At 42.4% G+C, this 20596-nt stretch carries 23 protein-coding genes and 1 pseudogene; 5 read left to right on the forward strand and 19 right to left on the reverse strand.

The window, feature by feature from the left end:
- Window positions 1-12: 12 nt before the first annotated feature.
- From CHL76_RS14145 to CHL76_RS14185, 9 genes are all read right to left on the reverse strand, one after another.
- A complete protein-coding gene (locus tag CHL76_RS14145) occupies window positions 13-606 on the reverse strand; it encodes a hypothetical protein (RefSeq protein ID WP_079476695.1) in 594 nt (197 codons plus the stop codon).
- Between the two features lie 324 nt (window positions 607-930).
- Entirely contained in the window at window positions 931-2463 is a 1533-nt protein-coding gene (locus CHL76_RS14150; protein ID WP_261764001.1) for a BCCT family transporter, read from the reverse strand.
- Between the two features lie 338 nt (window positions 2464-2801).
- On the reverse strand, window positions 2802-3425 hold the full coding sequence (locus tag CHL76_RS14155) for a malonate decarboxylase holo-ACP synthase (protein WP_079476696.1): 624 nt from the start codon (window positions 3423-3425) through the stop codon (window positions 2802-2804).
- Entirely contained in the window at window positions 3416-5098 is a 1683-nt protein-coding gene (locus tag CHL76_RS14160; RefSeq protein WP_079476697.1) for a biotin-independent malonate decarboxylase subunit beta, read from the reverse strand. The genes CHL76_RS14155 and CHL76_RS14160 overlap by 10 nt, the downstream gene beginning before the upstream one ends.
- A complete protein-coding gene (locus tag CHL76_RS14165; protein ID WP_079476698.1) occupies window positions 5082-5387 on the reverse strand; it encodes a malonate decarboxylase subunit delta in 306 nt (101 codons plus the stop codon). The genes CHL76_RS14160 and CHL76_RS14165 overlap by 17 nt, the downstream gene beginning before the upstream one ends.
- The gene (locus tag CHL76_RS14170) at window positions 5356-6276 is read right to left on the reverse strand and encodes a triphosphoribosyl-dephospho-CoA synthase (RefSeq protein ID WP_158219189.1); all 921 of its coding nucleotides are present in this window, start codon (window positions 6274-6276) and stop codon (window positions 5356-5358) included. Before CHL76_RS14170 ends, CHL76_RS14165 begins: the two co-directional genes overlap by 32 nt.
- 13 nt (window positions 6277-6289) lie before the next feature.
- Window positions 6290-7936, reverse strand: a complete 1647-nt coding sequence (gene mdcA / locus CHL76_RS14175) for a malonate decarboxylase subunit alpha (protein ID WP_079476700.1) — start codon at window positions 7934-7936, stop codon at window positions 6290-6292.
- A 30-nt stretch (window positions 7937-7966) separates the two neighbouring features.
- A complete protein-coding gene (locus CHL76_RS14180) occupies window positions 7967-8878 on the reverse strand; it encodes an ACP S-malonyltransferase (RefSeq protein WP_233133443.1) in 912 nt (303 codons plus the stop codon).
- Window positions 8879-8939: 61 nt separating this feature from the next.
- Window positions 8940-9608 carry a GntR family transcriptional regulator gene (locus tag CHL76_RS14185; protein ID WP_094908884.1) on the reverse strand — a complete coding sequence of 223 codons (669 nt, stop codon included), beginning with the start codon at window positions 9606-9608 and terminating at the stop codon, window positions 8940-8942.
- Window positions 9609-9772: 164 nt separating this feature from the next.
- Between CHL76_RS14185 and madL the strand changes: the two genes are divergently transcribed.
- The gene (gene madL / locus CHL76_RS14190; RefSeq protein WP_079476703.1) at window positions 9773-10165 is read left to right on the forward strand and encodes a malonate transporter subunit MadL; all 393 of its coding nucleotides are present in this window, start codon (window positions 9773-9775) and stop codon (window positions 10163-10165) included.
- A 15-nt stretch (window positions 10166-10180) separates the two neighbouring features.
- Window positions 10181-10945: a malonate transporter subunit MadM gene (gene madM, locus CHL76_RS14195; protein WP_079476704.1), complete on the forward strand. Its 765-nt coding sequence runs from the start codon at window positions 10181-10183 to the stop codon at window positions 10943-10945.
- A gap of 174 nt (window positions 10946-11119) precedes the next feature.
- On the opposite strand, the gene CHL76_RS14200 is transcribed toward madM, so the two are convergent.
- A complete protein-coding gene (locus CHL76_RS14200) occupies window positions 11120-11680 on the reverse strand; it encodes a sugar O-acetyltransferase (protein WP_079476705.1) in 561 nt (186 codons plus the stop codon).
- A 180-nt stretch (window positions 11681-11860) separates the two neighbouring features.
- On the opposite strand from CHL76_RS14200, the gene CHL76_RS14205 reads away from it, so the two are divergent.
- Together CHL76_RS14205 and CHL76_RS14210 are read left to right on the forward strand one after the other, a co-directional pair.
- On the forward strand, window positions 11861-12454 hold the full coding sequence (locus tag CHL76_RS14205) for a TetR/AcrR family transcriptional regulator (RefSeq protein WP_079476706.1): 594 nt from the start codon (window positions 11861-11863) through the stop codon (window positions 12452-12454).
- Complete coding sequence (locus tag CHL76_RS14210) at window positions 12451-13008, forward strand: hypothetical protein (RefSeq protein ID WP_079476707.1); 558 nt, start codon at window positions 12451-12453, stop codon at window positions 13006-13008. The genes CHL76_RS14205 and CHL76_RS14210 overlap by 4 nt, the downstream gene beginning before the upstream one ends.
- Here CHL76_RS14210 and CHL76_RS14215 read toward each other — a convergent pair.
- The 3 genes from CHL76_RS14215 to CHL76_RS14225 all read right to left on the reverse strand — a co-directional run bounded on the left by CHL76_RS14215 (window position 12999) and on the right by CHL76_RS14225 (window position 15123).
- Window positions 12999-14150, reverse strand: coding sequence for an MFS transporter (locus CHL76_RS14215; RefSeq protein WP_079476708.1), 1152 nt, complete (start codon window positions 14148-14150; stop codon window positions 12999-13001). The two genes, CHL76_RS14210 and CHL76_RS14215, sit on opposite strands and share 10 nt — an antisense overlap.
- Before the next feature lie 96 nt (window positions 14151-14246).
- Complete coding sequence (locus CHL76_RS14220) at window positions 14247-14801, reverse strand: TetR/AcrR family transcriptional regulator (RefSeq protein WP_079476709.1); 555 nt, start codon at window positions 14799-14801, stop codon at window positions 14247-14249.
- A 70-nt stretch (window positions 14802-14871) separates the two neighbouring features.
- Window positions 14872-15123: a hypothetical protein gene (locus CHL76_RS14225; protein WP_079476710.1), complete on the reverse strand. Its 252-nt coding sequence runs from the start codon at window positions 15121-15123 to the stop codon at window positions 14872-14874.
- A 306-nt stretch (window positions 15124-15429) separates the two neighbouring features.
- Between CHL76_RS14225 and CHL76_RS14230 the strand changes: the two genes are divergently transcribed.
- Window positions 15430-15957 (forward strand): hypothetical protein, encoded by a 528-nt coding sequence (locus tag CHL76_RS14230; protein WP_094908885.1) that lies wholly within the window; start codon window positions 15430-15432, stop codon window positions 15955-15957.
- Between the two features lie 49 nt (window positions 15958-16006).
- On the opposite strand, the gene CHL76_RS14235 is transcribed toward CHL76_RS14230, so the two are convergent.
- The 6 genes and pseudogenes from CHL76_RS14235 to CHL76_RS14255 all read right to left on the reverse strand — a co-directional run bounded on the left by CHL76_RS14235 (window position 16007) and on the right by CHL76_RS14255 (window position 20362).
- Complete coding sequence (locus tag CHL76_RS14235) at window positions 16007-16201, reverse strand: hypothetical protein (RefSeq protein ID WP_079476712.1); 195 nt, start codon at window positions 16199-16201, stop codon at window positions 16007-16009.
- 586 nt (window positions 16202-16787) lie between these two features.
- Window positions 16788-17013 (reverse strand): annotated as a pseudogene (locus tag CHL76_RS17485) (DUF6007 family protein).
- Window positions 17014-17166: 153 nt separating this feature from the next.
- Window positions 17167-17340: a hypothetical protein gene (locus CHL76_RS17130; RefSeq protein WP_158219190.1), complete on the reverse strand. Its 174-nt coding sequence runs from the start codon at window positions 17338-17340 to the stop codon at window positions 17167-17169.
- Window positions 17341-17514: 174 nt separating this feature from the next.
- Window positions 17515-18369, reverse strand: a complete 855-nt coding sequence (locus tag CHL76_RS14240) for a MurR/RpiR family transcriptional regulator (protein ID WP_094908886.1) — start codon at window positions 18367-18369, stop codon at window positions 17515-17517.
- Between the two features lie 358 nt (window positions 18370-18727).
- Window positions 18728-20038, reverse strand: coding sequence for a PTS sugar transporter subunit IIC (locus CHL76_RS14250; protein WP_094908888.1), 1311 nt, complete (start codon window positions 20036-20038; stop codon window positions 18728-18730).
- A gap of 15 nt (window positions 20039-20053) precedes the next feature.
- The gene (locus CHL76_RS14255; protein ID WP_094908889.1) at window positions 20054-20362 is read right to left on the reverse strand and encodes a PTS sugar transporter subunit IIB; all 309 of its coding nucleotides are present in this window, start codon (window positions 20360-20362) and stop codon (window positions 20054-20056) included.
- Window positions 20363-20596 lie beyond the last annotated feature (234 nt).

Genomic DNA, 20596 nt, shown 5'->3' on the forward strand with positions numbered 1-20596 from the left:
TTGATAAGAGCTTCACTCTCGATCGTTGGTGGTTTCCTCTTCTGTTCCGTAAACAGAGATATAATCCCCGTTCTGGTAGACTTTAAACCGATCTACGGTTCCTGTGCCTCCGGCTTCTGAAAGGGCTTTTGAAGTTAATTGGACCGTGTAATAAGCTCCCTGTTCATCTTCCCGGAGGACGCCGCCCAGGTCATCAAGCCGGATGCCTTCGCCAACGTCCTCCTGTTGTTTAACTATGTTAATGGCTTCCTCACCTGAAGAGACTATCACTGCCTGATCTTCATCTGTTGATGTTTGACTCCGCTTCTGGTTGGGGGGCTTGCTATCAGTCTTTTGATTTTCAGCAAGCAGGTCCCACGTATTTAGCCCAGGCATGGCCTCAATAGTCAAAAAATACCCCTGCGCATTCAGGGCGGCCCGCGTGATCGCTATGCCCCTCGCTGGATCCCCGCCTGTCGCTGCCAGCTCTGACCCTACGGCATCATGTATACTCGTCTGAAATACTTCTCGTTCGTCGCTGCTATTGGAAGCCACAGCTCCGATTGGCGCCAGAATCAGACCGGCAGCACTTATTATAAAGATAGTCCATGTTGAAATACGCTTCATGATAGATTTTCCTCCTTCATTTCACAACCACCTTTTTCCATAAATAGGGCATTCCAAACGTATCAGTTTTTTATAATATAACATTGCCTTTTTTCGAAATTAGGTTACATTATCTTGCCTGTGATGGGCTTCATTGTTTCAGAAAGTAGCGAAAAATATGTCGTATTGCATTTATATTATTTTTGGAAGAAAGCCGAGCAGCACTCGGAACGTAAGCATATGAAGAAGCTGAAGAAACAAGCAGGCAAAGTTTGGGCTGTAACTATAAAAAGAGCTTTTCATAAAAAAGAACTCCCAATATTATTAGGAGTTCCAGCTGCCAATTCAGGAAGCCTTATCTGGTTTATCGGCATTTCTGCTTTTATCCTTTGTTTCCACGTCTTTTTCTTCCCGGAGTGCTTTAAACAGCGAGTACACCATTAATATCATCACAATGGAAAATGGAAGGGCCGATATAATCATGACGTTTTGCAGCGCATTAATTCCTCCCGAGTACAGCAGCACGGCCGCTGTAGCAGAAAGCATGACCCCCCAGATGAACTTCACCACAGCAGAAGGGTTCATCGAGCCGTTGGAGGTCTGCATGCCGAGTACAAATGTAGCGGAGTCAGCCGAAGTGATAAAGAAAGAAACAATTAACAAAAGTGCAATTGTGGACATAACGGTGCTGAGCGGGTATTGGTCAAATACGCCGAAAATCGCTTCTTCGGGAGCCAGCGAGGCAATATCTGCCATACCGCTGCTTTGTACGTTTAAGGTGGCCCCGCCAAACAGCGAAAACCAGACGAAGCTGACAATTGATGGTACCAAAATGACGCCGATCGTAAACTCCTTCAGAGTACGCCCTCTCGACACACGGGCAATAAATATTCCTATAAAAGGCGTCCATGAGATCCACCAGGCCCAGTAGAAAATCGTCCATGTATTAATCCACTCTCTTGTATTTTCAGATGTGGGAGCGATTCGGAAGCTCATCTGCGGAAGCGTCTGCAAATACGTACCGAGTGTATTTGTAAACAAATTCATGGAAAATAATGTTGGGCCGACAAAAAGCATTAAGACAAACAAAATAATCGTTAAATATATGTTTGCGTTACTCAGGAATTTAATTCCTTTGTTCAAGCCCGTATACGCTGACACTAAAAACATGGCAGTAATAACAACAATGACTATCAACTGCATCGTATAGTTGTTCGGGGTGTTAAACAAATAGGACATACCACCGGAAACCTGTGTTACGCCAATACCAAGGACGGTGGCAATCCCCGAGACTGTTGTAATCAGAGCGATAATATCTACAATTTTTCCACCGATGCCTTTTTCGTTCATAATCGGACTGAGCATGGCGCTTACCATGCCGGGCGCACCTCGGCGGAACGTAAAGTAGGCAAAACAAATACCTGTAATCCCATAAATCGCCCATGGATGTATGCCCCAATGCAAAAACATGTACCTCATTGAATCGAGAAGCGCCTGCTCCGTTCCTGCATCTGCTTCCGGGGCGCTTGTGGCATAGTGCGACACTGTTTCCGCCCCGCTCCAGAACACAAGACCGACTCCCATACCCGAGCTGAACAGCATCGCAAACCAGGTGGGATAGCTGTATTCGGGGAGGTCCTCCGGTCTTCCGAGACGAATGTTGCCATATCTGCTGAAAATAAAATAAATACATAAAAGTACACATGCTGATACAATTAAAAGATAGTACCATCCAAAATGAGTCGATACAAACGACCTTACAACAGAGCTTGCGTTAAAAAACGATTGCGGAATTGCGACTCCGACAATCGCCATGATAAGCAGTATCACTAAGGCTCCGTAAAACACAAAACCTACTCTTGGTTTTTGATTATCCACGACGGGGGCTCCTTCCTCTTTTCACAGCGGCTCAAAATATGGAACTAATTGCTCTAGAAACCTTCTTATTAACGTTAAAATAAGTGATTCCCGCCGCATTTACAGCGTAAACCCCCTGTCTACAGATCTAATTAATAACCCAAAACCGGTGAAAATCAAGGAAGGGCGGGCGCTTTTCAAATATAAATTAGAGGAACATAAAATGAGTAATCGACTCCGCCAATCCAAAATAGGTACCACGGCTTCCCAATAGTTATGGTGCTTATAAGGCTTATAAACCCAGTATTCAATTAATTTATTCCGAGTAGCTGAAAGAATATTTAGGAGAAGTTGCTATACTAAAATACTTTTTCTCTATCAAAGAGCCTGGGTCCATTTTTGGTACGTACTAACATTTTTGAGTGCTTTCCTAGATAATCCTCTAACGCTATAGCTCCGATTTCAGCTTCGAGCAGTACATCAACACGTGCCGAAAGGTTTTGAATTTTCTCTCTTAAAGTTTCCATCTTTTTTATATTTTGTTCATCAACGCGAATAATAATGTCTACATCGCTGTGCATATTTATTGTATTCATTTTTGACACCAGTTCAAACCCTGTACTGCCGCCCGGGCCCCAGGCCAATCTTTCTCTTCGGAGCAGCTTGTCCAAAGCCAGCATCGCTTCTATCTGGGGCAGTACTCTTCTATTTCCCTCTAATTCTTTCCACATTTTCTGATGAATAATCTCTTCCGGTGGGATAACCTTTTCTGCATTTTCTTCATCTACCCAGGCCGCCATTCGCTCAGCCCGGTTTTCACCACGTATCCCGACCGGAATTTTCTTATTCACAATCTCAGCTCTTCGTACAACGACATAGGGAGCTTTCTTTAATGAAAAAATTGCCCAGGCAGGAAGAGGTTCACTTGTCTCGAGCGCCTGGGCTCCATTAATTTTTACTAAATCATGCACGTTTATATCCATTGTTCCTCCATCTTTTCCCGAACGTTGATGGAAGCTATGCGTCCTTCTTTCACTGCCTGGGCTGTCTTCCAGCGGTGATTAATATCTAACCCTTTTTCCTGGACGTCTGCAAGCTGGGAAAGAATATGTTGTTCTATCAATTCCTTATCTTTTACATCCGGTGTTCCCGGGGACTCTGTATGCACCAGCTCGTCCAGGGCCCCCAGCTTCTTAAAGGAATGAATATCATAGCCAGTAGCTGGAACAGTTTCCGACGCCCGCTCTACTTCTTCAACAGTCCGCAGGGTAACCCGTGCTGCCGATTCTTTAGACATTACCTGTACTTGAACGTGGTCATCGTCTAAGGCAATTATTCTATTTCCCTGCATTCCATGGGAAAGAAAAGCTCCAGATATAGCTTTCCCCACTATCAGCGTTATGATGGGGTGTCCTTCCATACGGGCTGTGGCATAGGCATCTACAGCGGCTGCACAAGAAAGATGAATACCTGCCATCTCTTCATTATAGCCATAGGCCTGACTTGGTGTATCAACAACGGCTACAATAGGCCTTTTCAGACTATTTTTGTCTTCTTCAACAATACTATTAATGTATTCCGCTAGTTTCCATCCTTCTTCAAGTCCAAATTCTCCGTCTGTGGCCCTGCGGTATTTTGCTTCTGCATTTGGAACGACCGCTAAAAAACAAGCTTCTTGCTCTCCCACTTTTCCGCTTCCGTATAGTACAGAAGGAATTTCCTCCATATGGGCGGCATTTTTTCCTGTAAATACCTCAAACCACTTTTCTCCCCTACTTTCAGCAGACTGGTTAACAGGGCCAGAGTTTTTCTGCACGCTACTATTATTGGAATGAGTTATTTCTCTAAAAATTTCAGGCTGGATTCTCTTACTGGGATCGTGCTGATTAACAATCTGCCTGTAACGGTATATTTGCCTGCTTCTGGGTTCTTCTGCAGAATCGCTTGTGAATAAGGCATTTATTTTCGCTTTGAAACTATCGATATCATCTTCAGATAATGCATCTGCTAAATTTGTTTTTACGCGTTGCTCTCCGCCAATAACTCTCCATACCAACCGCCGATCGGAAGAATCAAGCTCCGTAATACCTGCTTCCTGCTCAATAACTTCAGGCCCGTTTAAACACATCCTGCCTTCTTTAGTCATAATAAGTTTACTGCACAGGCCGGCACTAATGGCCATACCTCCAAATACGCCGATTTTTCCAGGAATAATACCGATTACAGGTACATATTCCCTAAGCGCTATTATTGCTGCATGAATTTCAGCAATCGTCAGTAGACCGTAATTTGCTTCCTGGAGCCTGACGCCCCCTGTATCCAGAACCAGAACTACCTGCGTAGAAAGGCCGTTTTGATTATCACGCAAAGCAAGCTCCAGGGCTCCGGCAATTTTTGCCCCGGCTACTTCCCCGATACCCCCGCCCTGAAATTGGCCCTCTGTCGCAATTATAACGGTTCTTTTTCCTTCCAGTAAGCCCTTGCCAATCACTACTCCATCATCACTTTGTGGTACGATTCCCTGAGCCGGAAGGTGTGGAGACTCTATTCCATCGAAAGGGCCCAACAGCTCTTCGCAGGTATTTTCATCTAATAAAGCATGCACCCGGTCTCTTGCATTTAAGTCTGTGAGGCTCTGTTTATTGGTTAACTTCATCGTTTCCCTCCTCTAGTGCTTGTTCAAGTCGAAGCTTTACTACCCCGGGGGTAGCGCCGAAATCGTTTACTTGGATATGAACTGCCGGCTCGTTTTCTTCCATGAATCGATCAAGCACATACCTCCACATGTCTTCAAATCCGTCTAAACTCGTTCTTATTTCCACAGTGCTCTGTTCGCCAGCAGCAGGCCGCATCAATACTTCCAGGTCCCCAGAACCAACAATGCCTGTGTGAGCTTTTTTTTGAATAGATTTACTAGCGGGATACTCCAGCGTGAGTGTATTCATGGATATGTTTCTCCTTCCGCAAATATTTTAAGTCATTAGAAGTTTTTAATGAGTTGAAGCATACAGCGTCAATGTATAGCGTGGCTGCCAGCATATCAGCACATCCCCCCGGCGAAGCGTTTTTTTCGATAAGCTCTTTATCAAGCTCCAGCAATAGATCCCGTCCGTCTTTATATGCCACTCCCCCCGATAACAGGATCAGGGAAGCTTTGTCATGCATACTTGCAAGCGCCTCAGAGCCTGCCCGGTGCAGCACACAGGTATCAGAAAGGGAAGCCATAATGGCAACTAAAGTGTTCAAGCGGGAGGTTTTCTCTGTAAACCCTTTTTTTCTGCTGTTCCAAAGCATTGGAAGCCCTACCTCCGTCACGTGAGGAAATCCAGACCCAGCCTCCCCTTTCGCGCCAGAAATATTATATTGGATTTCTGCCTGTCTCCCATTGGTTTTAGCCGCTCCTGCGCTGGGATCCTTAAGAAGTGCCAGTCCGCCGACCAGCCTGGCCAGTCTTTTTCGGGATATTTCTTCTGAGTTCATCGAAGCCATGACGGCAGTAAAAAGACCAAGCGCCCAAATAGCTCCTTTGTGTGTATTTACTCCTTCGGTAGCCAGAAACATATTCTTTTCCGCAACCCGCCCAATTTGACCAATATCCTCTCGCAGCGCTTGATTTAACTCAGCCTCATAAGCCCTTTTGGCAATATGATAAAAGGAATTCTGCAATGCTTCTGCGGAACGGTACATCAGCCTGTAATTCAGGTCCGTGTGCGAACCGTTTTGGTATTTGTCCACTAATCCAGGCTTGGGTGAGAGAGCCACTTCCTGAATTAAAGCCTGCGTGGCTGCTTCTGAAAGCATTTCACCGCATTCCGACGCGCTTTGCCATTTCATTTGTTTGTCCTCCCTACCACGTTTTAAATTTTTCAGGCGGCTCGTACAAGCCATCCGACCACTCCACCAGCTCATCAATATTTTTTGCTGCGAGCAGAGAACGGCTTGCCTGGCTTCTTTTAATCTCCATATCCTCTGGAAGAGCTAAAATGCCTCTCTTTCTTAGTGCTTCTGTTGTTTTCTTGTCAGCTTGTCTTCCAAGCGGTGTAATGCCGGCAATGGCTGAAATTGCATCTTTCTTTTCTTCCGGGCTGTCCGAGCGGTACAAATAAGCAATACCCTCTTCCGTAACAACATGGGTGACATCATTTCCATATATCATTACCGGAGCGTTAGGCAGGCCGGATTCTTTTGCCACTTCCGCTGCGTCTAGAGAATCAACAAACACCGGCTGATTCCCTGACTGGTGCGTTTCCACCATTTGAACTACCAGCTTTTTTCCTTTGGCCAGTGGGTCCTCAGATGTTCTCATGTTCAGCCATGCCGGAGTAGCATGCCTTCTGCCTCCAGGATCATGACCCATGTTCGGAGCGCCTCCGAATCCTGACAACCTTCCGTTGGTTACGGTGGAGGAATTCCCGTAGCTGTCCATTTGGAGTGTGGAGCCGACAAACATATCCACAGCGTACTGTCCTGCTAATTGAGACAAGGTCCGGTTGGATCTCATAGAACCATCTGCGCCAGTAAAAAACACGTCCGGACGCTGTTCTATATATTTCTCCATCCCCACTTCTCCCCCGAAGCAGTGTACGCTGTCGACCCAGCCGCTTTCAATAGCAGGAATAAGAGAGGGATGAGGATTCAGGGCCCAGTGCTTACATATTTTCCCACGCAGGCCGAGACTCTCACCGTAGGTAGGGAGCAGCAGTTCAATTGCTGTAGTATTAAACCCAATACCATGATTTAGTGACTGAACTTCGTGTTTTTGGTAAATGCCCTTTATCGCATACATCGCCATCAAAATTTGTATTTCTGAAATATGCCGGGGGTCTCTTGTAAACAGTGGCTCTAATTGGTACGGTTTATCCGCTTCAACGATATAATCCACCCATGACCCTGGTATGTCTACCCGTGGCAGTTCGTCTGTAATTTCATTTACCTGCACTACTACAAAACCATCACGAAATGCAGCAGCTTCGATCAATGTCGGCGTTTCTTCAGTGTTAGGCCCTGTATACAAATTCCCGTGTTTGTCTGCTTTATCTGCAGCCACCAACGTAATATTTGGGGTTAAGTCGATAAACAAACGACCGTACAGTTCAATATACGTATGAATGCCGCCTACCTTCATGGTCCCGTCCTCTATCATTTGAGCTGTTCGAAGACTTTGCGGCCCTGCATACGCGAAATCTATATTTGTAGCAATTCCTTCTTCAAAAAGATCCAAATGCTCGGGTCTTGAAATGCTAGACATAATCATATGAAGGCCGTGGACCTTATTTTTATTCACATGCATCAGCGCCTCAGACAAAAAAGATGCTTGTTTCTGATTATTTCCTTCCATCACGACCTTGTCCTTTGGCTTAATTAAGTATTCCAGGGCACCTACAATATTTTCCGTAGGAATAATTTTATTTCCGGTAATCGCTTTCATTTTTTCTTTTGTTTCATTTTTAGCATCTCTTCTTTTTGTCCAGGAAGTAATTGTTGAAGTATTCATAGCTTGGACCTCCTCTATACTAATTCATTATTAATTGTATCTTTTTATAAGCTCCAGACAGTTGTCTGCTCCCTGCGTTTGAATGGATAATCCTCTGGCATCTGTGAAGGTCTGGTTAATGATATTCGATAACACTGATCGCGGGGAAAGCTCGATAAAAAGCCGGGCTCCCCTCTCATAATACATACACATAGCGTCATGCCAACGCACCGGCTTTTTAATACTCTCTGACAGATCCTTTCTTATTTTTTCCGGATCCGTTACAGCTCGTGCCGAGACATTGGCGGCATAGGGAATGCTGGCTCTCTGTACAGAAGCTTTTTCCAGCTCTAGCCGCATCTGTTCAGCTATTCTTTCCATAAACGGAGAATGGGAAGGCACCTTTACATTAAGCATTTTCGCAGATGAAGCGCCTGCTTTCGACAATGCTTTCAGGGCTTTCTGAACATTTTGTATCGTCCCGGAAATGGTTATTTGTGTGTTCGAGTTAATATTTGAGATAAACACACTTTCCTGTAATGAGAGCGAGGATATGATACTTTGCACATGCCTTTCCGTCATCCCATTCACAGCTCCCATTCCAAAACCACTTGAAAATTCACTTTCCATTAACTCCCCCCTTTTTGCCACTAAAGTTAGTGCTTTACTAAATGGCAGCGCATTCGATAGTACAGAGGAAGTAAAAGCTCCAACGGAATGCCCTGCTGTAAAATGGGGCTTTGCGCCGCTCTCTTTCAGCAACTCCCCCATAGCTATACTCCAAATAAATAATACTAATTGGACAGCGTAGGTTGAGGATAATGCCGATTCTTTGTCAAGATTCCGGACGTTAAGCTGCAAAACATCGCTTGCTTCTTCGATGGTGTTATTAATAATTTTTTGATCTGGCAGCTCATTTAACATATTTGATTTTTGGGAGCCCTGGCCGGGACATAAAAACACTATGCTCAAAGTATCACCTCTATATAGTCGATTGTCGACAATTCTCTAACGAGACTTTAATTTACGTCTCGTTAGAAGATGTTTTAAATACATTTTCCTTTATATTTTTTATTACGTCAGCGTTATGGGTCTCTAATAAATCAGCGGCTTTGTGCCACTCTTGCTGTTCAAGTAATTTTAAGAGTTCCTCGTGTTCTCTTATAGACTTTTCGATGTTTCCTTTCAGCGAAAAAGATAGATTTTGTATGGTTAACAAGGGTTGGCCAAGCCTGGTGTAGGTTTCTTTAATAACTTCGCTTCCACTCATTATAACCATGCACATGTGAAAAGAGTGGTTCAACTGCGTATACTCTTCTTCTCTTTCCATGTTTTTCATTTCTGAAAGGATACGCTTCATCTCTTCTAATGTATTTGTGTCAGTACCGTTAGCCATGATCCTTTTCATTACTAATGCTTCTAAATTGTTCCGGATTTCCAGTAAATCATAAATTTCGCTTTCTGTGTAAGTTCTTACCACCGCTCCCCGGCGCGGGATTTTTTCTACCAGGCCATCTACTGTAAGCAAAAAGATTGCTTCTCTTACAGGAGCTCTGCTTGTACCGTACGCTTCAGCATAAAAAGCTTCATTCAGCTTATGTCCTGGCTGCAGCTGGCCGGCTATAATCTTTTTTGAAATATGCTCAGCAATCTTTTGAGAAAGAGCGTTATTCGATAGGTCTATTGAGCTCATAATAAAAACTCCTAAATTTTTATTTTCAAAAATTTTTGAATTGTTATTGCATTCTTACTACTTGCATTTTATTATAAAGCAAACAGTAGATTGTCGACAATATTTTTTTTAACATTTTTGTAAGCGCTTACTGATTTTAAAATTTTTATTAAGGAGACGATCACATGGTTATTTTTGGTGTAGCTCTACTGGCTTTTTGTATGCTGCTCGGTGTCTACTTTGGAGATCTTTTAGGAATAGTGATGGGGGTAGATGCAAATATTGGCGGTGTCGGAATCTCGATGGTCTTCCTTGTGCTTATCGTCGATTATTTAAAGCGAAACAAAAAAATCACCCAGAAATCTGAAGACGGAATGGCTTTCTGGGGTGCCATGTACATCCCTATTGTCATTGCCATGTCTGCTCAGCAAAACGTAGTAGGAGCCATTTCCGGAGGGCCCATGGCAATCACAGCCGGTGTGCTCGCGGTTGCTGCCAGTTTTGCCCTCGTACCGGTAATTACTAAAATAGGCCAGCAAAAAGATGAAGAATACGTGACGAAGAAGATCTTTAAATAAGAGGAGGAATGGTTAATGATAGACTCACTGCAATCCATATTAGCAGAAAATGGGCTGATTACTGCCTTCGCTGTCGTCGGCATCACAATGTACCTCTCTTACTTTCTCTCTGACAAGCTTACAAAAGGGCGTCTTCACGGGTCTGCTATCGCTATTCTTTTAGGTCTTTTGTTGGCCTATATTGGAGGGGTTGTTACAGGCGGAGAATCCGGTCTGGCCGATATTCAGATATTCTCAGGGATTGGACTTATGGGAGGTGCTATGCTCAGGGACTTGGCTATTGTAGCTACAGCTTTTGGAGCTAGTATTGAGGAGATTAAAAAAGCTGGCTTCAGCGGTATTGTTGCTTTATTTGCCGGCATTGTCGTTTCTTTTCTCATTGGGGTAGTAATTGCACTATTATTTGGCTACACCGATCCAGTCGAGATTACTACGATTGGCGGCGGCGCTGCTACTTATATTGTCGGTCCGGTTGTTGGGACAGCCCTGGGAGCGAGTTCAGAGGTTATCGCCCTCAGCATAGCCGCCGGTTTGGTAAAGTCTATTCTCGTTATGATCGCCACACCATTTTTCGCAAAGCTTATTGGCTTAGACAACCCACGGTCAGCGATGGTTTTTGGAGGGTTGATGGGCACGACCAGTGGGGTAGCAGGCGGTTTAGCTGCCACTGATCCCAAGCTTGTTCCCTACGGAGCCATGACTGCTACTTTCTACACAGGCTTAGGCTGTTTGATTGTCCCTTCATTTTTATATTTTCTTGTTCGAACATTTGCCGGGTAAATTGAAAACATGCTTTTATATAAAATGATGAAGATCGCCTGTGCTTCCAGGGGATCTTATTATTTTGCCTGAAGTGTCAGTTTAAAAATGAATTTCCGTATTTTTCATCGTATTCGTAAAAACCATATCGGTATATACACATTATAAAGATATACCCTTCTTCCGGGCACAGCTTTATTGGTCCAACCGTTTTATAAAACCGGCCGGATTACCACCTACAAGCGTCCGGGCAGAAACATCCTTTGTAACGACTGCTCCCGAAGCAATTACTGCGCCGTCTTCAATGCGAATGCCGGGATTAATAATGGCTCCTCCCCCGATCCACACGTTATCCCCTATCGTCACAGGCGAACCGTACTCCTGCAGCGTAGCCCGTGCTGCTTCCCCCATCGGGTGATTGACGGTGTATATGTGTACCCCGGGCCCTAGCATTACTCCGTCGCCAAACGTAATTGGCGCCTCGTCGAGCATGACGCAGTTGACGTTGGCAAAAAAGCGGTCCCCAAGGTGGATATTGTAGCCGTAATCACACCAGAACGGCGCCCCGATACGGGCTTCCTTTCCCATCGTCCCTACAATTTCCTGTAGTATCTGCTTGCTTTTTTCTTTTCCGCGTATACTGATGGAGTTATAGTCTTCGAGCAGCAGCTTCGTTTGGAGCCGTTCCGCTGCAAGCTCCGAATCGTGCGGGAGAAAAAGTTCTCCATCCATCATTTTTTCTTTCTCGCTTTTCATTTGCACACCTCTTTTAGTTCACTTCTTAAGTATTCAATGCTTTTATATGCCCACTATACCATTATTCATTTGAACCTGGAGACTTGTTTTGCAGAATGTTCCAGAAAATGCTTTTCTTTTTAACACACTTGTATTAAAAAGTGCTATACTTGCATTAATTTCTAAGTATTGAGGTGTACGATGCCAAAACTCATTGACCACAAAAAGAAAAAAGAGCAGATTATTGAGTATACATGGCAGTCCATTGTGAACAGCGGTGCGAAAGGCGCGACGGTAAGAAATATCGCAAAGCTGGCGAAAATGACGCCGGGACAGATCCGTTACTACTATCCCACCCATAGTGCACTGCTGGATGCGGTTATGGAAAAAGTAAATCATAAGGTGAGCCAACGAATCCAGGAGATTTTTGGGCAAGAAACGTTACCCGAAAAGGAGCGGATCATCCAGGCGATACTTGCGGTTCTTCCTTTAGATGATGACCGGTACGCGGACATGGAAGTGTGGATGGCTTTTCAGTACGAAATCCATCAGGCAGGAACAAATTCTATGGGAGACGAGATACGTATGCTCATTCAAAAATCCCTACAGCATTTAAATGAAAAACAAATGCTCCAGAAGGATCTGCCTCTAGAGTTCACTACAATGCGCGCTCATGCTCTGGTTGACGGTCTGGCACTGCATAAATTGTTAACTCCTGACCGCATAGACAATAAAGATGCCATCAAACTGATTCGTGCCGAAGTGCATTCCTGGCTGAAGGAGGAGTATCAATGAATTTCATCCTGCTGTTGATTATTGGGATCGAAATAGCCTTTTGGGTTGTTATTGCCGCCGGGTTAATCGCTCGCTACGTGTTTCAATTACCGAGATTAGGGCTGTTTCTTCTCGCTTTAACCCCCGTACTGGATTTGATTCTTTTGATTGCAGCTTCAGCAGACCTTTTACGAGGAGCAGCCGCGACCACGGCTCATGCCATTGCTGCTATTTATATCGCGGTCTCCATTGTTTTTGGAAAGCATATGATCCGATGGGCCGACGAACGCTTCAGGTATTATATTATGAGACAGGGCAGCAAGCCCTCCAGGCTTTACGGCTATGCATACTCCCGAAAGTACTTTAAGGACTGGCTCAAGCACGTATTGGCGTACGTTTTAGGCACGGGACTTTTGTGGGTAGTAATTTTCCTTGTCAATGATGCAGGCAGAACCGGAGCATTGAGCGGCACTATTAAACTTTGGTCGCTCGTCGTGATGATTGACTTAGTTATTTCCATTACGTATTTCATATGGCCGCGCGAAGCAAAACATAGAGAGAAAATTCATGAATAATATGCACGGCTGAAATGTTGCCGGGTTTTGTATTGAAAAACCAATGAAACGTAACCAATCATTGCAGCGGCAAGAAAGAGCATATGGTATCCAAACAGGCCAGCGAGGATGCCGGAAACAACAGATCCAACAGCCTGGCCCAGGGCAAGCACTAAAAACGGAAGCCCCAGCCCAATAGATGGATTTGTCCGGAACACCGACACCCCCCAAACGATTAAAACTCCCGTGATGAAAACATAAGAACTCCCAAATAGAAACGGAGATAAAATCCCCACGATAGAATTGCCGGGCCAGCCTCCCAAAAGTAAAGAGGCGGTGGATAACGTCACTACCGACATCCTGAACGCCTTCATAATACCAAACCGGTTAATGAAGATACCGGCGGTGCCGCCCAACAAGCCTGCCAAACCAATGATAACCCAGAACCAGTCCCCCAGATAGGCAGGTACGCTGGCTAAATTCACTATAAAATCCCGCGAAAAGGTCCAGTACGCCGCCGAAGAGCCTCCCAAAAGCAGCGAGGCCAGTATCAGCTGCACAGACTGCCTCCACTCCTGCTTCACGAACCCAGTCGGACTCTTTTCTCCATACGCCTGCGTACGGGGAAGTACTTTATAATTGGCAGCAAGCACCATAACAGCAATAATCATAAAGATCACATATGTTGCACGCCAGCTGTCCACCATCATAATTGCAACCACCCCAGTGAAAGCCGTACCTATGCTTGTGCCGGAATTAATCCAGGCATTCGCCTGGTTTTGCCTGTTGGATTCGACGTTTGTATTTACAATACTGGCGTACGGTGGAGAGGATAACCCCGTGCTCATTCCTGCTAAAAATATTCCTGCGCCAAGCCCCACCGGCGTCAAAGAAACAGAAATGACACCGAGTCCAACGACCGACAAAGCCCCCGCCGTCACTAAAATGAGCCTCGAAGCCACCGTCCGGGAAAATACCATCGCTGCGACAATCGCTATACAGTAGGCCACGTAGGATAAAGAGGATATGATCCCGCTCGTAGATTGAGTCATATTAATTGCTTCATTAATATAGGGAAGCATCAGCCCGTAGCTGAACCGGGACAGCCCGTAAGTAACTGCAATCATAGGCAGGCCGGCAAGTATTAATTTATTCGCATTCATGTTCGTTCGCTCCTTTTTGCTTATTTATTGATTGTTCATTCAATAAATATTAAAAATAAGAGCCATAAGGCTTACCATAGATGCCTATGGCCATTATTACTGGCTGTCTGCCCGCATGTTCTTCGCTATACGGAAAGCCGCCTCTTCCACTTCCTCCATGGCCATAACCTGAGCCGTTGAAGTGATGCCCTCCAAAATCATTACCAGCTGCGTTCCGGCCTGCTTGGAAGAATTAAAGGTTTTGAGCTCCTGTTCAATCTTTTGCTGCAGGGTTTTTTTATGCTCCTTACTCAGGGCGGCAATTTCCTCATTCACCCCTTCATACTCCTGCTTCGCTCTTAAGAACAGACACCCGTTCAATCCGTCTGTTTTCATCCAGTCTGTATGCGCTTTGATAAGGGTTTCTGCATACGCGGCGAGACCATTGTCTCTATCAATTTCCTTTTGTAAGAAATCAAAATACCGCAGCTCTCTTCGCTTCAGTATTTCCACAATTAACGTTTCTTTAGAATGAAAATGATAGTACATCGTCATAGGGGCCACACCGACTTCATTTAAAATACTTTTAACCCCGACAGCATGAAACCCGTGCTGATAAAAGAGATTTTCTGCAGTGTTCAATATAACCTCTTTTTTCGATACACCTCTCATGGAAAACCCCCTTTATTTATTGAACGTTCATTATAATAAACCATAACATATTTTATCGCTTAATGTTACTTTATTGTTTTTTCTTCCTGATTTTCTCTGCTGTATCGTCTAAAAATTCATCAATATTATATTCTTTATAATCGTCCCGAATTTTATCTATAATAATATTTTTTGCTTCCTGTTCTGTATAACCTTTTTCTATGATATTCAGTAATTCAGCATGATACGTATGCTTGTACTCCTCTTCCCCGGCTGAAATATTTCCAGCATCCCTGCCCCAGATAATACCGACAATTTCTTCTAAAAACTCCCGATATTCCATATCTTTTCCCCTTTTCAAGTAGAATGTGGTAGTTCCATTATACTTCATCCTTTTAGAAATTTTGACTTTATTTATTAGGTTAACCTGATAAATAATTTAAATATGCAGAGTCTCATCAACATCAAAATTGGCAGACACCAGTCAACCAGGTTTCTTATAAGTCTTTAAAGCTGTTCGTTTGGTCCGAAAATAATTTTTAAAATAAAAAAGTAATTAAATTTTACTTTTATTACAATAAATGGTTTTCATTTTATTTCATTTTCGTTATACTTAAGCAACATTTTTGAAAAGGGGGGAAGAGAGCGTATGAAGATGCTCACTACTACTATTTTAAGCCTACTATTTGCATCAGCAGTGTGGGCTACACTGGAAACGCCGGCCGATGCCGCTAATGTTGCCATTGTCGGCGGCGGCAGTCTGGGGTATCAACCCATTATTCAGAAACAAACGCAAAACGGCCAGCACATCCTGCGCACTGAAAGCTACATTTCAGAAGACCAGCGACGGCCGTGCGGCACTTCTGAATGCCGCACGATTTTTCAGCAATACCATGAGCGCATGAACGAAATATTTAATCACACTAATCATGTGCTTACGTTCGATTCGTTTGAACAGTCGCTGGTGTACCAATTATCCAACGGCGATTATTTCATCGTCTCGAATTACACCAATGAAGTCACCGGGGATTATCGCCACATTGAAGTCATTTTGCACCAAAGTCTCAATTATATGCAGGACATGTATATCGATAACGAAGCCTCGTCTTCATACGACTCTCCCATGGTACCAGGAGAAAACCGGTGGGTAAGAAACACCGGACAGAGGGATGAATAACCACCACAAAAAGGCTGTCTCTTTAAAAGGGAGACAGCTTTTTTGTGCTTCATGATTTAAAATTATGTTTGATCAGCAGCACCCAGAACGGAATCACGATGATAAGCAGTAAACCAATGGCAAGAACCGATAACAAATTGGCAACGAGAGAGGATTTGACAATAATTAAGTAGATATTGAAAAAAATAACGGCCGTAAGAAAAATGCCGCCAATGACAGAGCCCATATTCATCTTTTGTTTCAATCAATCACCCCCAAGTACAGAAAAGAACGAACCACAGGCAGGTTCGTTTCATCCATTCTGAAAAATTATAGGAAAGCTATTAGCGAGCCAGCGAATATATTATTCTTTTTCATTATAGCATTGGCTCCCCATTTTGATTAAGAAAAAGTCACTTATCCAACTGTAAGATATATGTTTTTTCAATAAAACCATATAAAGATTTTCCAATTCAAGCATTTCCAATAGTATATATTCAGTTCAGTTATGTATTTATGTTGTTGGTTTAAAAGCATTAGTTTTTTATTCTTTAGTTAAATGTAAGTAGCGATTAAAATTTATTTTAATGTTAAAATAAATTTTCTATAAGCCAAATTAACTGACTAGTCTTAAGCTGGCACATTAAAAAAACATTACTAAATAAGTTCGAGAGAGGTAATAGTCTAGAAAATATAGCAGTAAGCCAAAGCGTACATGTCGCTTTTCTTACCTATCTAGCTTTATAAATAGAGAAATTATAAAAAGACAATAACGAAATATACTTGCTCGTTCTCCCCTCTTCTTATACTGCTTGAAACGTTATCGCAATACACATCTTTCTTTAGACAAATCATTTACTTTTTCTACGCTTTTTTGCTTCTACAAGCGTATGCGTAACGTAAAATAACCCAATACCAACAAAGATAATAATGAATAACTGCAATACTCCATAGACCACTTACTGGTAGATAGGAAAACAGCCAGGCCATTGGGAGCAAAAAGATAAGATCATATGTATTAATTTGAGCAAAAATATGTTCAAAAGTTCCCCGTGCCTTATCTCTCACACTTCCCATCCCCCTGATTTAGCCCAATCATTTTTAATTATGAAGCACGACTGTGGTTCTCCAGAAGTGAAGCCCTAGGCTTCTTAGGCGCTATTAGATACTTTAAAAGTGTAGACATTATTATAATTTCCTCTTGATAAATCATTATGTACCTCGTACTAGCTACTTTTTCGAAGCACTCATCCAGGAAGTACCCCAAGCAGCCATCAGAATAAAGATTACTATAAATCCAGCAGATATTACTGGCATTCCTAATTCATAACCGATCCCCAAACCTCCAGCTATGATTGCAGCCAATAGCGAGGAGACCGGTGTTATTATCCGTTTTACCTTCATTATGATTCCTCCAATTGGAAAAATTCTTATTTATATTCTTTCATCTTATCAATAGTTATTCATTAAAGGAATATTATGGATAATATTCACCCTATAATATTAAGCTAAAAACATGTTTAAGCAAACAGCAAAAGCGAGTACAACGTAAACACGTCTTTACTCGCTTAATAATTTCTAATCATTATCATTTTCCACTAATTTTTTAGATTTATCTATACTGTCTATGGTTTCTTGAAAGTTTTTAGAGACATAGCTCATAAATAAAATATCAATAATATGAAGCTGGGCTATTCTTGTTGAAGTTGCTGCGCTGCGACTGATAGCTTCCTTTTTAGGCGAAGAATATATCGCACAGTCCACTAGATCTGACATTGAACTCTTTCCGTATTTAGTAATACCTAAGGTGCGTACTTTTAATTTTTTCGCCTGTTTTAATATGTTTATCGTTTCCTTCGTTTCCCCGGAAAAAGATATAAATATAGCTAAATCGTCCGGACCACAGTGAGCTAATGTAGTTAGAGTTAAATGAGGATCTTCAAAATAATAACTGTTTAACCCCACACGAAGAAATTTTTGCTGACAATCATACGCAATTATGCCTGAAGCGCCGATCCCATAAATAATTATTTTGGAACTGCTCTCTAGCCATTCCAATGCTGTTTCTATCTTTTCTTTTTGAATGTAATCTTTAGTTTCGCTGATCATACTAACTGTATTATATGTCATTTGATCAATGATATTAACAACAGGTTCATTTACTTGTATATCTCTATACTCAAATGAATCACTTTGCTGAAGATCCCCGGCTATTCTCATCTTCAAATCTTGAAAACTTGATAATTTCATTGATTTACATAAACGTACCACAGCTGCTGAGCTGGAATTACTGCTTTCACCTAATTCCTGTGCTGTCATTGTTACAGCTGCGTCAGGATGGTCTTGGATATATTGAGCAATTTTTTTCTCAGAAAGCGGCAGTCTACTCTCAATAATCTTAAGCATTGATAACCCGCCTGATATTTGTGCCATAAACCTACTCCCTACTAAAAAATAATAATAACGACATAATTACATACAATACTACCTATTAAAGAAAAACTAATCCAACTTAATTTAGAAAAAGAGTAGTTTTGCAATTTTACGATTTTCACCGTTAAAATACTAAAAAAAACAAATAAACTTATACTCATAGCCAAAAACATGCTCAAGCTGTCAGATTCAAATGCAGATTGGAAAACCGGATATATGAAAAACAACCCTGCGCTTAATAGCAAAATTAACAGTCCAACAACTTTAAAATTTCTATTAGGAAAAGATATAGACAGCATATTGAACCTCCTATATAGAAGGCTAAAATAATTTTTAGCCCTCTTTTCTTTTTACTTTATTATGATGTTCTTTCTTTCTGCTTTTTATCGCTGTCTATTTCTTCCTCCTCTTCATTCTTTTCCTGTTTTAACAGCTGATTGTCATAAATCTTAAAAAATGGATAATAAATCATACAGGATAAAAAGATATTAACAAATACCAGGACAATCGCCCGCCAATCTCCACCTGTTGCCAGATAAGCTCCTATAGGCGCTGGTAGTGTCCATGGGGGCATCACGTATGTTTCGGAAACCAATCCAAGAACGGTTGCAATATAAGAAAGTGTGGCCAAGATAAGTGGAATGGAAACAAACGGAATAATAAGTATAGGGTTCAACACAATAGGAGCACCAAATATTATCGGCTCATTAATATTAAATAGTCCAGGCACAGCTGTTGTACGCCCCAGCGTTTTCGAATATTTTGATTTTGCAAATAGGAGCATGACAATCACGAGTCCCAAAGTGGAACCTGCGCCACCAATCCAAATGAACCATTGGAAAAATGTTTCAGGAGCCACGTGAGGAAGGCTGTTTCTGCCATCTGCTACTGCAGCTGAGTTTTCCACCAAGTACACTTCCCAAAACGGGCGGGCAACAGTACCTACTATAGAGACCCCGTGAATCCCAAAAGACCAAAAAAATGTTATCAAAAATACTGGAATGATTACTCCGACAAAACTGTCACCTACAGCAACAATTGGAGCCACTGCCTGTTCTACTAAATGATGAATATCCAATCCAATTAACACAGTTACTATCGAAATACCTACAATTACAATAGCTACTGGAATCAAAGCTTCAAACGAACGTGATACAGAGGTTGGAACCTGGGGAGGCATTTTAATTGTTACATTTTTTTCTTTGCATAAACGCATAACTTCAACTGCGAAAATAGAACAAAGCATAGATACAAATAAACCGGCTGGACCCAGCGGCTCCATTGGCAGTACATATTCGGTTTCATTTATGATTTGCGGAGTGATGGTAAGTAATAATGCTGCTACAGCAATTTGTGCACCAGACAACGCATCTATCCCGTAGCTTCTGGCCAGATTATATCCTATACCAAAAGCTACGTAGAGAGACATTATAAACATCGTGAGCCGATAAGGGATTAATATATCTGCTGCATTGTTACTTGCCCATTCTGTAACTCCCCAATTTTGAGGTAATGGAGGAGAAGCGATAATCAGGAAAAAAGAACCAATTATGATAAAAGGAAGCGCTGAAATAACACCGTCTCTGATTGCCTGCAAATGTCGCTGTTCGGCCAGTCTCGCCATAGGTCCAGATAATTTTTCATCCATCCAATTTGCAAAGTTATTCATTATGCCCGCCTCCCTTTATTGGTTCACTGTGCTATTCATGGTTTCAAGCATTTGTTTACCTCCCATAGGATTGTAGGCATTTGGAGGAATTTGTCCACACGGAATACTTTCAGCCTGCGCAATTTTTTCGATCTTTTTAAATTGATGGCGTATTTGCGGTGCTACCATGCAAACATTCCAGTCATTTTTTATTTCATCCTCTACCTCGCTGCTTCCAATTGCTTTTACGTGCAGCTCTTGCCCATTTTTTTCTGCCTCTTTCTTTAATGCATCCACAGCGATAGCACTCGACATTCCACCTGAACAAATAAATAATACGTTCATCATAAACCCCCTAAAATTTAAAATTTTATTTTAACCTGAGTACATTATATGCTAATATAAAATTAAATTTCAACAATTTACTGAAAGAGAGCATAAAATAGTTTGTGTAAACGATCGATCACCAAAAAAGGAAGTCCTTTTCTAGTAGAATGAAGTTACCGACCACATCCACAGAAAAGAGGACTTCCCTATGAATAATTTTACTACAGATATTGCTCACGCTCTAGTCCAACA

Origin of the sequence: Marinococcus halophilus, assembly GCF_002265875.1 — a bacterium.
GTDB lineage: Bacteria > Bacillota > Bacilli > Bacillales > Marinococcaceae > Marinococcus > Marinococcus halophilus.

Bases quoted from the DNA above. Each gene is read 5' to 3' on its own strand.
- CHL76_RS14145 (WP_079476695.1), bottom strand. From the start codon at position 606: ATGAAGCGTATTTCAACATGGACTATCTTTATAATAAGTGCTGCCGGT.
- CHL76_RS14155 (WP_079476696.1), bottom strand. From the start codon at position 3,425: ATGGATATAAACGTGCATGATTTAGTAAAAATTAATGGAGCCCAGGCG.
- CHL76_RS14160 (WP_079476697.1), bottom strand. From the start codon at position 5,098: ATGAAGTTAACCAATAAACAGAGCCTCACAGACTTAAATGCAAGAGAC.
- CHL76_RS14165 (WP_079476698.1), bottom strand. From the start codon at position 5,387: ATGAATACACTCACGCTGGAGTATCCCGCTAGTAAATCTATTCAAAAA.
- CHL76_RS14170 (WP_158219189.1), bottom strand. From the start codon at position 6,276: ATGAAATGGCAAAGCGCGTCGGAATGCGGTGAAATGCTTTCAGAAGCA.
- mdcA (WP_079476700.1), bottom strand. From the start codon at position 7,936: ATGAATACTTCAACAATTACTTCCTGGACAAAAAGAAGAGATGCTAAA.
- CHL76_RS14185 (WP_094908884.1), bottom strand. From the start codon at position 9,608: ATGAGCTCAATAGACCTATCGAATAACGCTCTTTCTCAAAAGATTGCT.
- madL (WP_079476703.1), top strand. From the start codon at position 9,773: ATGGTTATTTTTGGTGTAGCTCTACTGGCTTTTTGTATGCTGCTCGGT.
- madM (WP_079476704.1), top strand. From the start codon at position 10,181: ATGATAGACTCACTGCAATCCATATTAGCAGAAAATGGGCTGATTACT.
- CHL76_RS14200 (WP_079476705.1), bottom strand. From the start codon at position 11,680: ATGAAAAGCGAGAAAGAAAAAATGATGGATGGAGAACTTTTTCTCCCG.
- CHL76_RS14205 (WP_079476706.1), top strand. From the start codon at position 11,861: ATGCCAAAACTCATTGACCACAAAAAGAAAAAAGAGCAGATTATTGAG.
- CHL76_RS14210 (WP_079476707.1), top strand. From the start codon at position 12,451: ATGAATTTCATCCTGCTGTTGATTATTGGGATCGAAATAGCCTTTTGG.
- CHL76_RS14215 (WP_079476708.1), bottom strand. From the start codon at position 14,150: ATGAATGCGAATAAATTAATACTTGCCGGCCTGCCTATGATTGCAGTT.
- CHL76_RS14220 (WP_079476709.1), bottom strand. From the start codon at position 14,801: ATGAGAGGTGTATCGAAAAAAGAGGTTATATTGAACACTGCAGAAAAT.
- CHL76_RS14225 (WP_079476710.1), bottom strand. From the start codon at position 15,123: ATGGAATATCGGGAGTTTTTAGAAGAAATTGTCGGTATTATCTGGGGC.
- CHL76_RS14230 (WP_094908885.1), top strand. From the start codon at position 15,430: ATGAAGATGCTCACTACTACTATTTTAAGCCTACTATTTGCATCAGCA.
- CHL76_RS17130 (WP_158219190.1), bottom strand. From the start codon at position 17,340: ATGAAGGTAAAACGGATAATAACACCGGTCTCCTCGCTATTGGCTGCA.
- CHL76_RS14240 (WP_094908886.1), bottom strand. From the start codon at position 18,369: ATGGCACAAATATCAGGCGGGTTATCAATGCTTAAGATTATTGAGAGT.
- CHL76_RS14250 (WP_094908888.1), bottom strand. From the start codon at position 20,038: ATGAATAACTTTGCAAATTGGATGGATGAAAAATTATCTGGACCTATG.
- CHL76_RS14255 (WP_094908889.1), bottom strand. From the start codon at position 20,362: ATGAACGTATTATTTATTTGTTCAGGTGGAATGTCGAGTGCTATCGCT.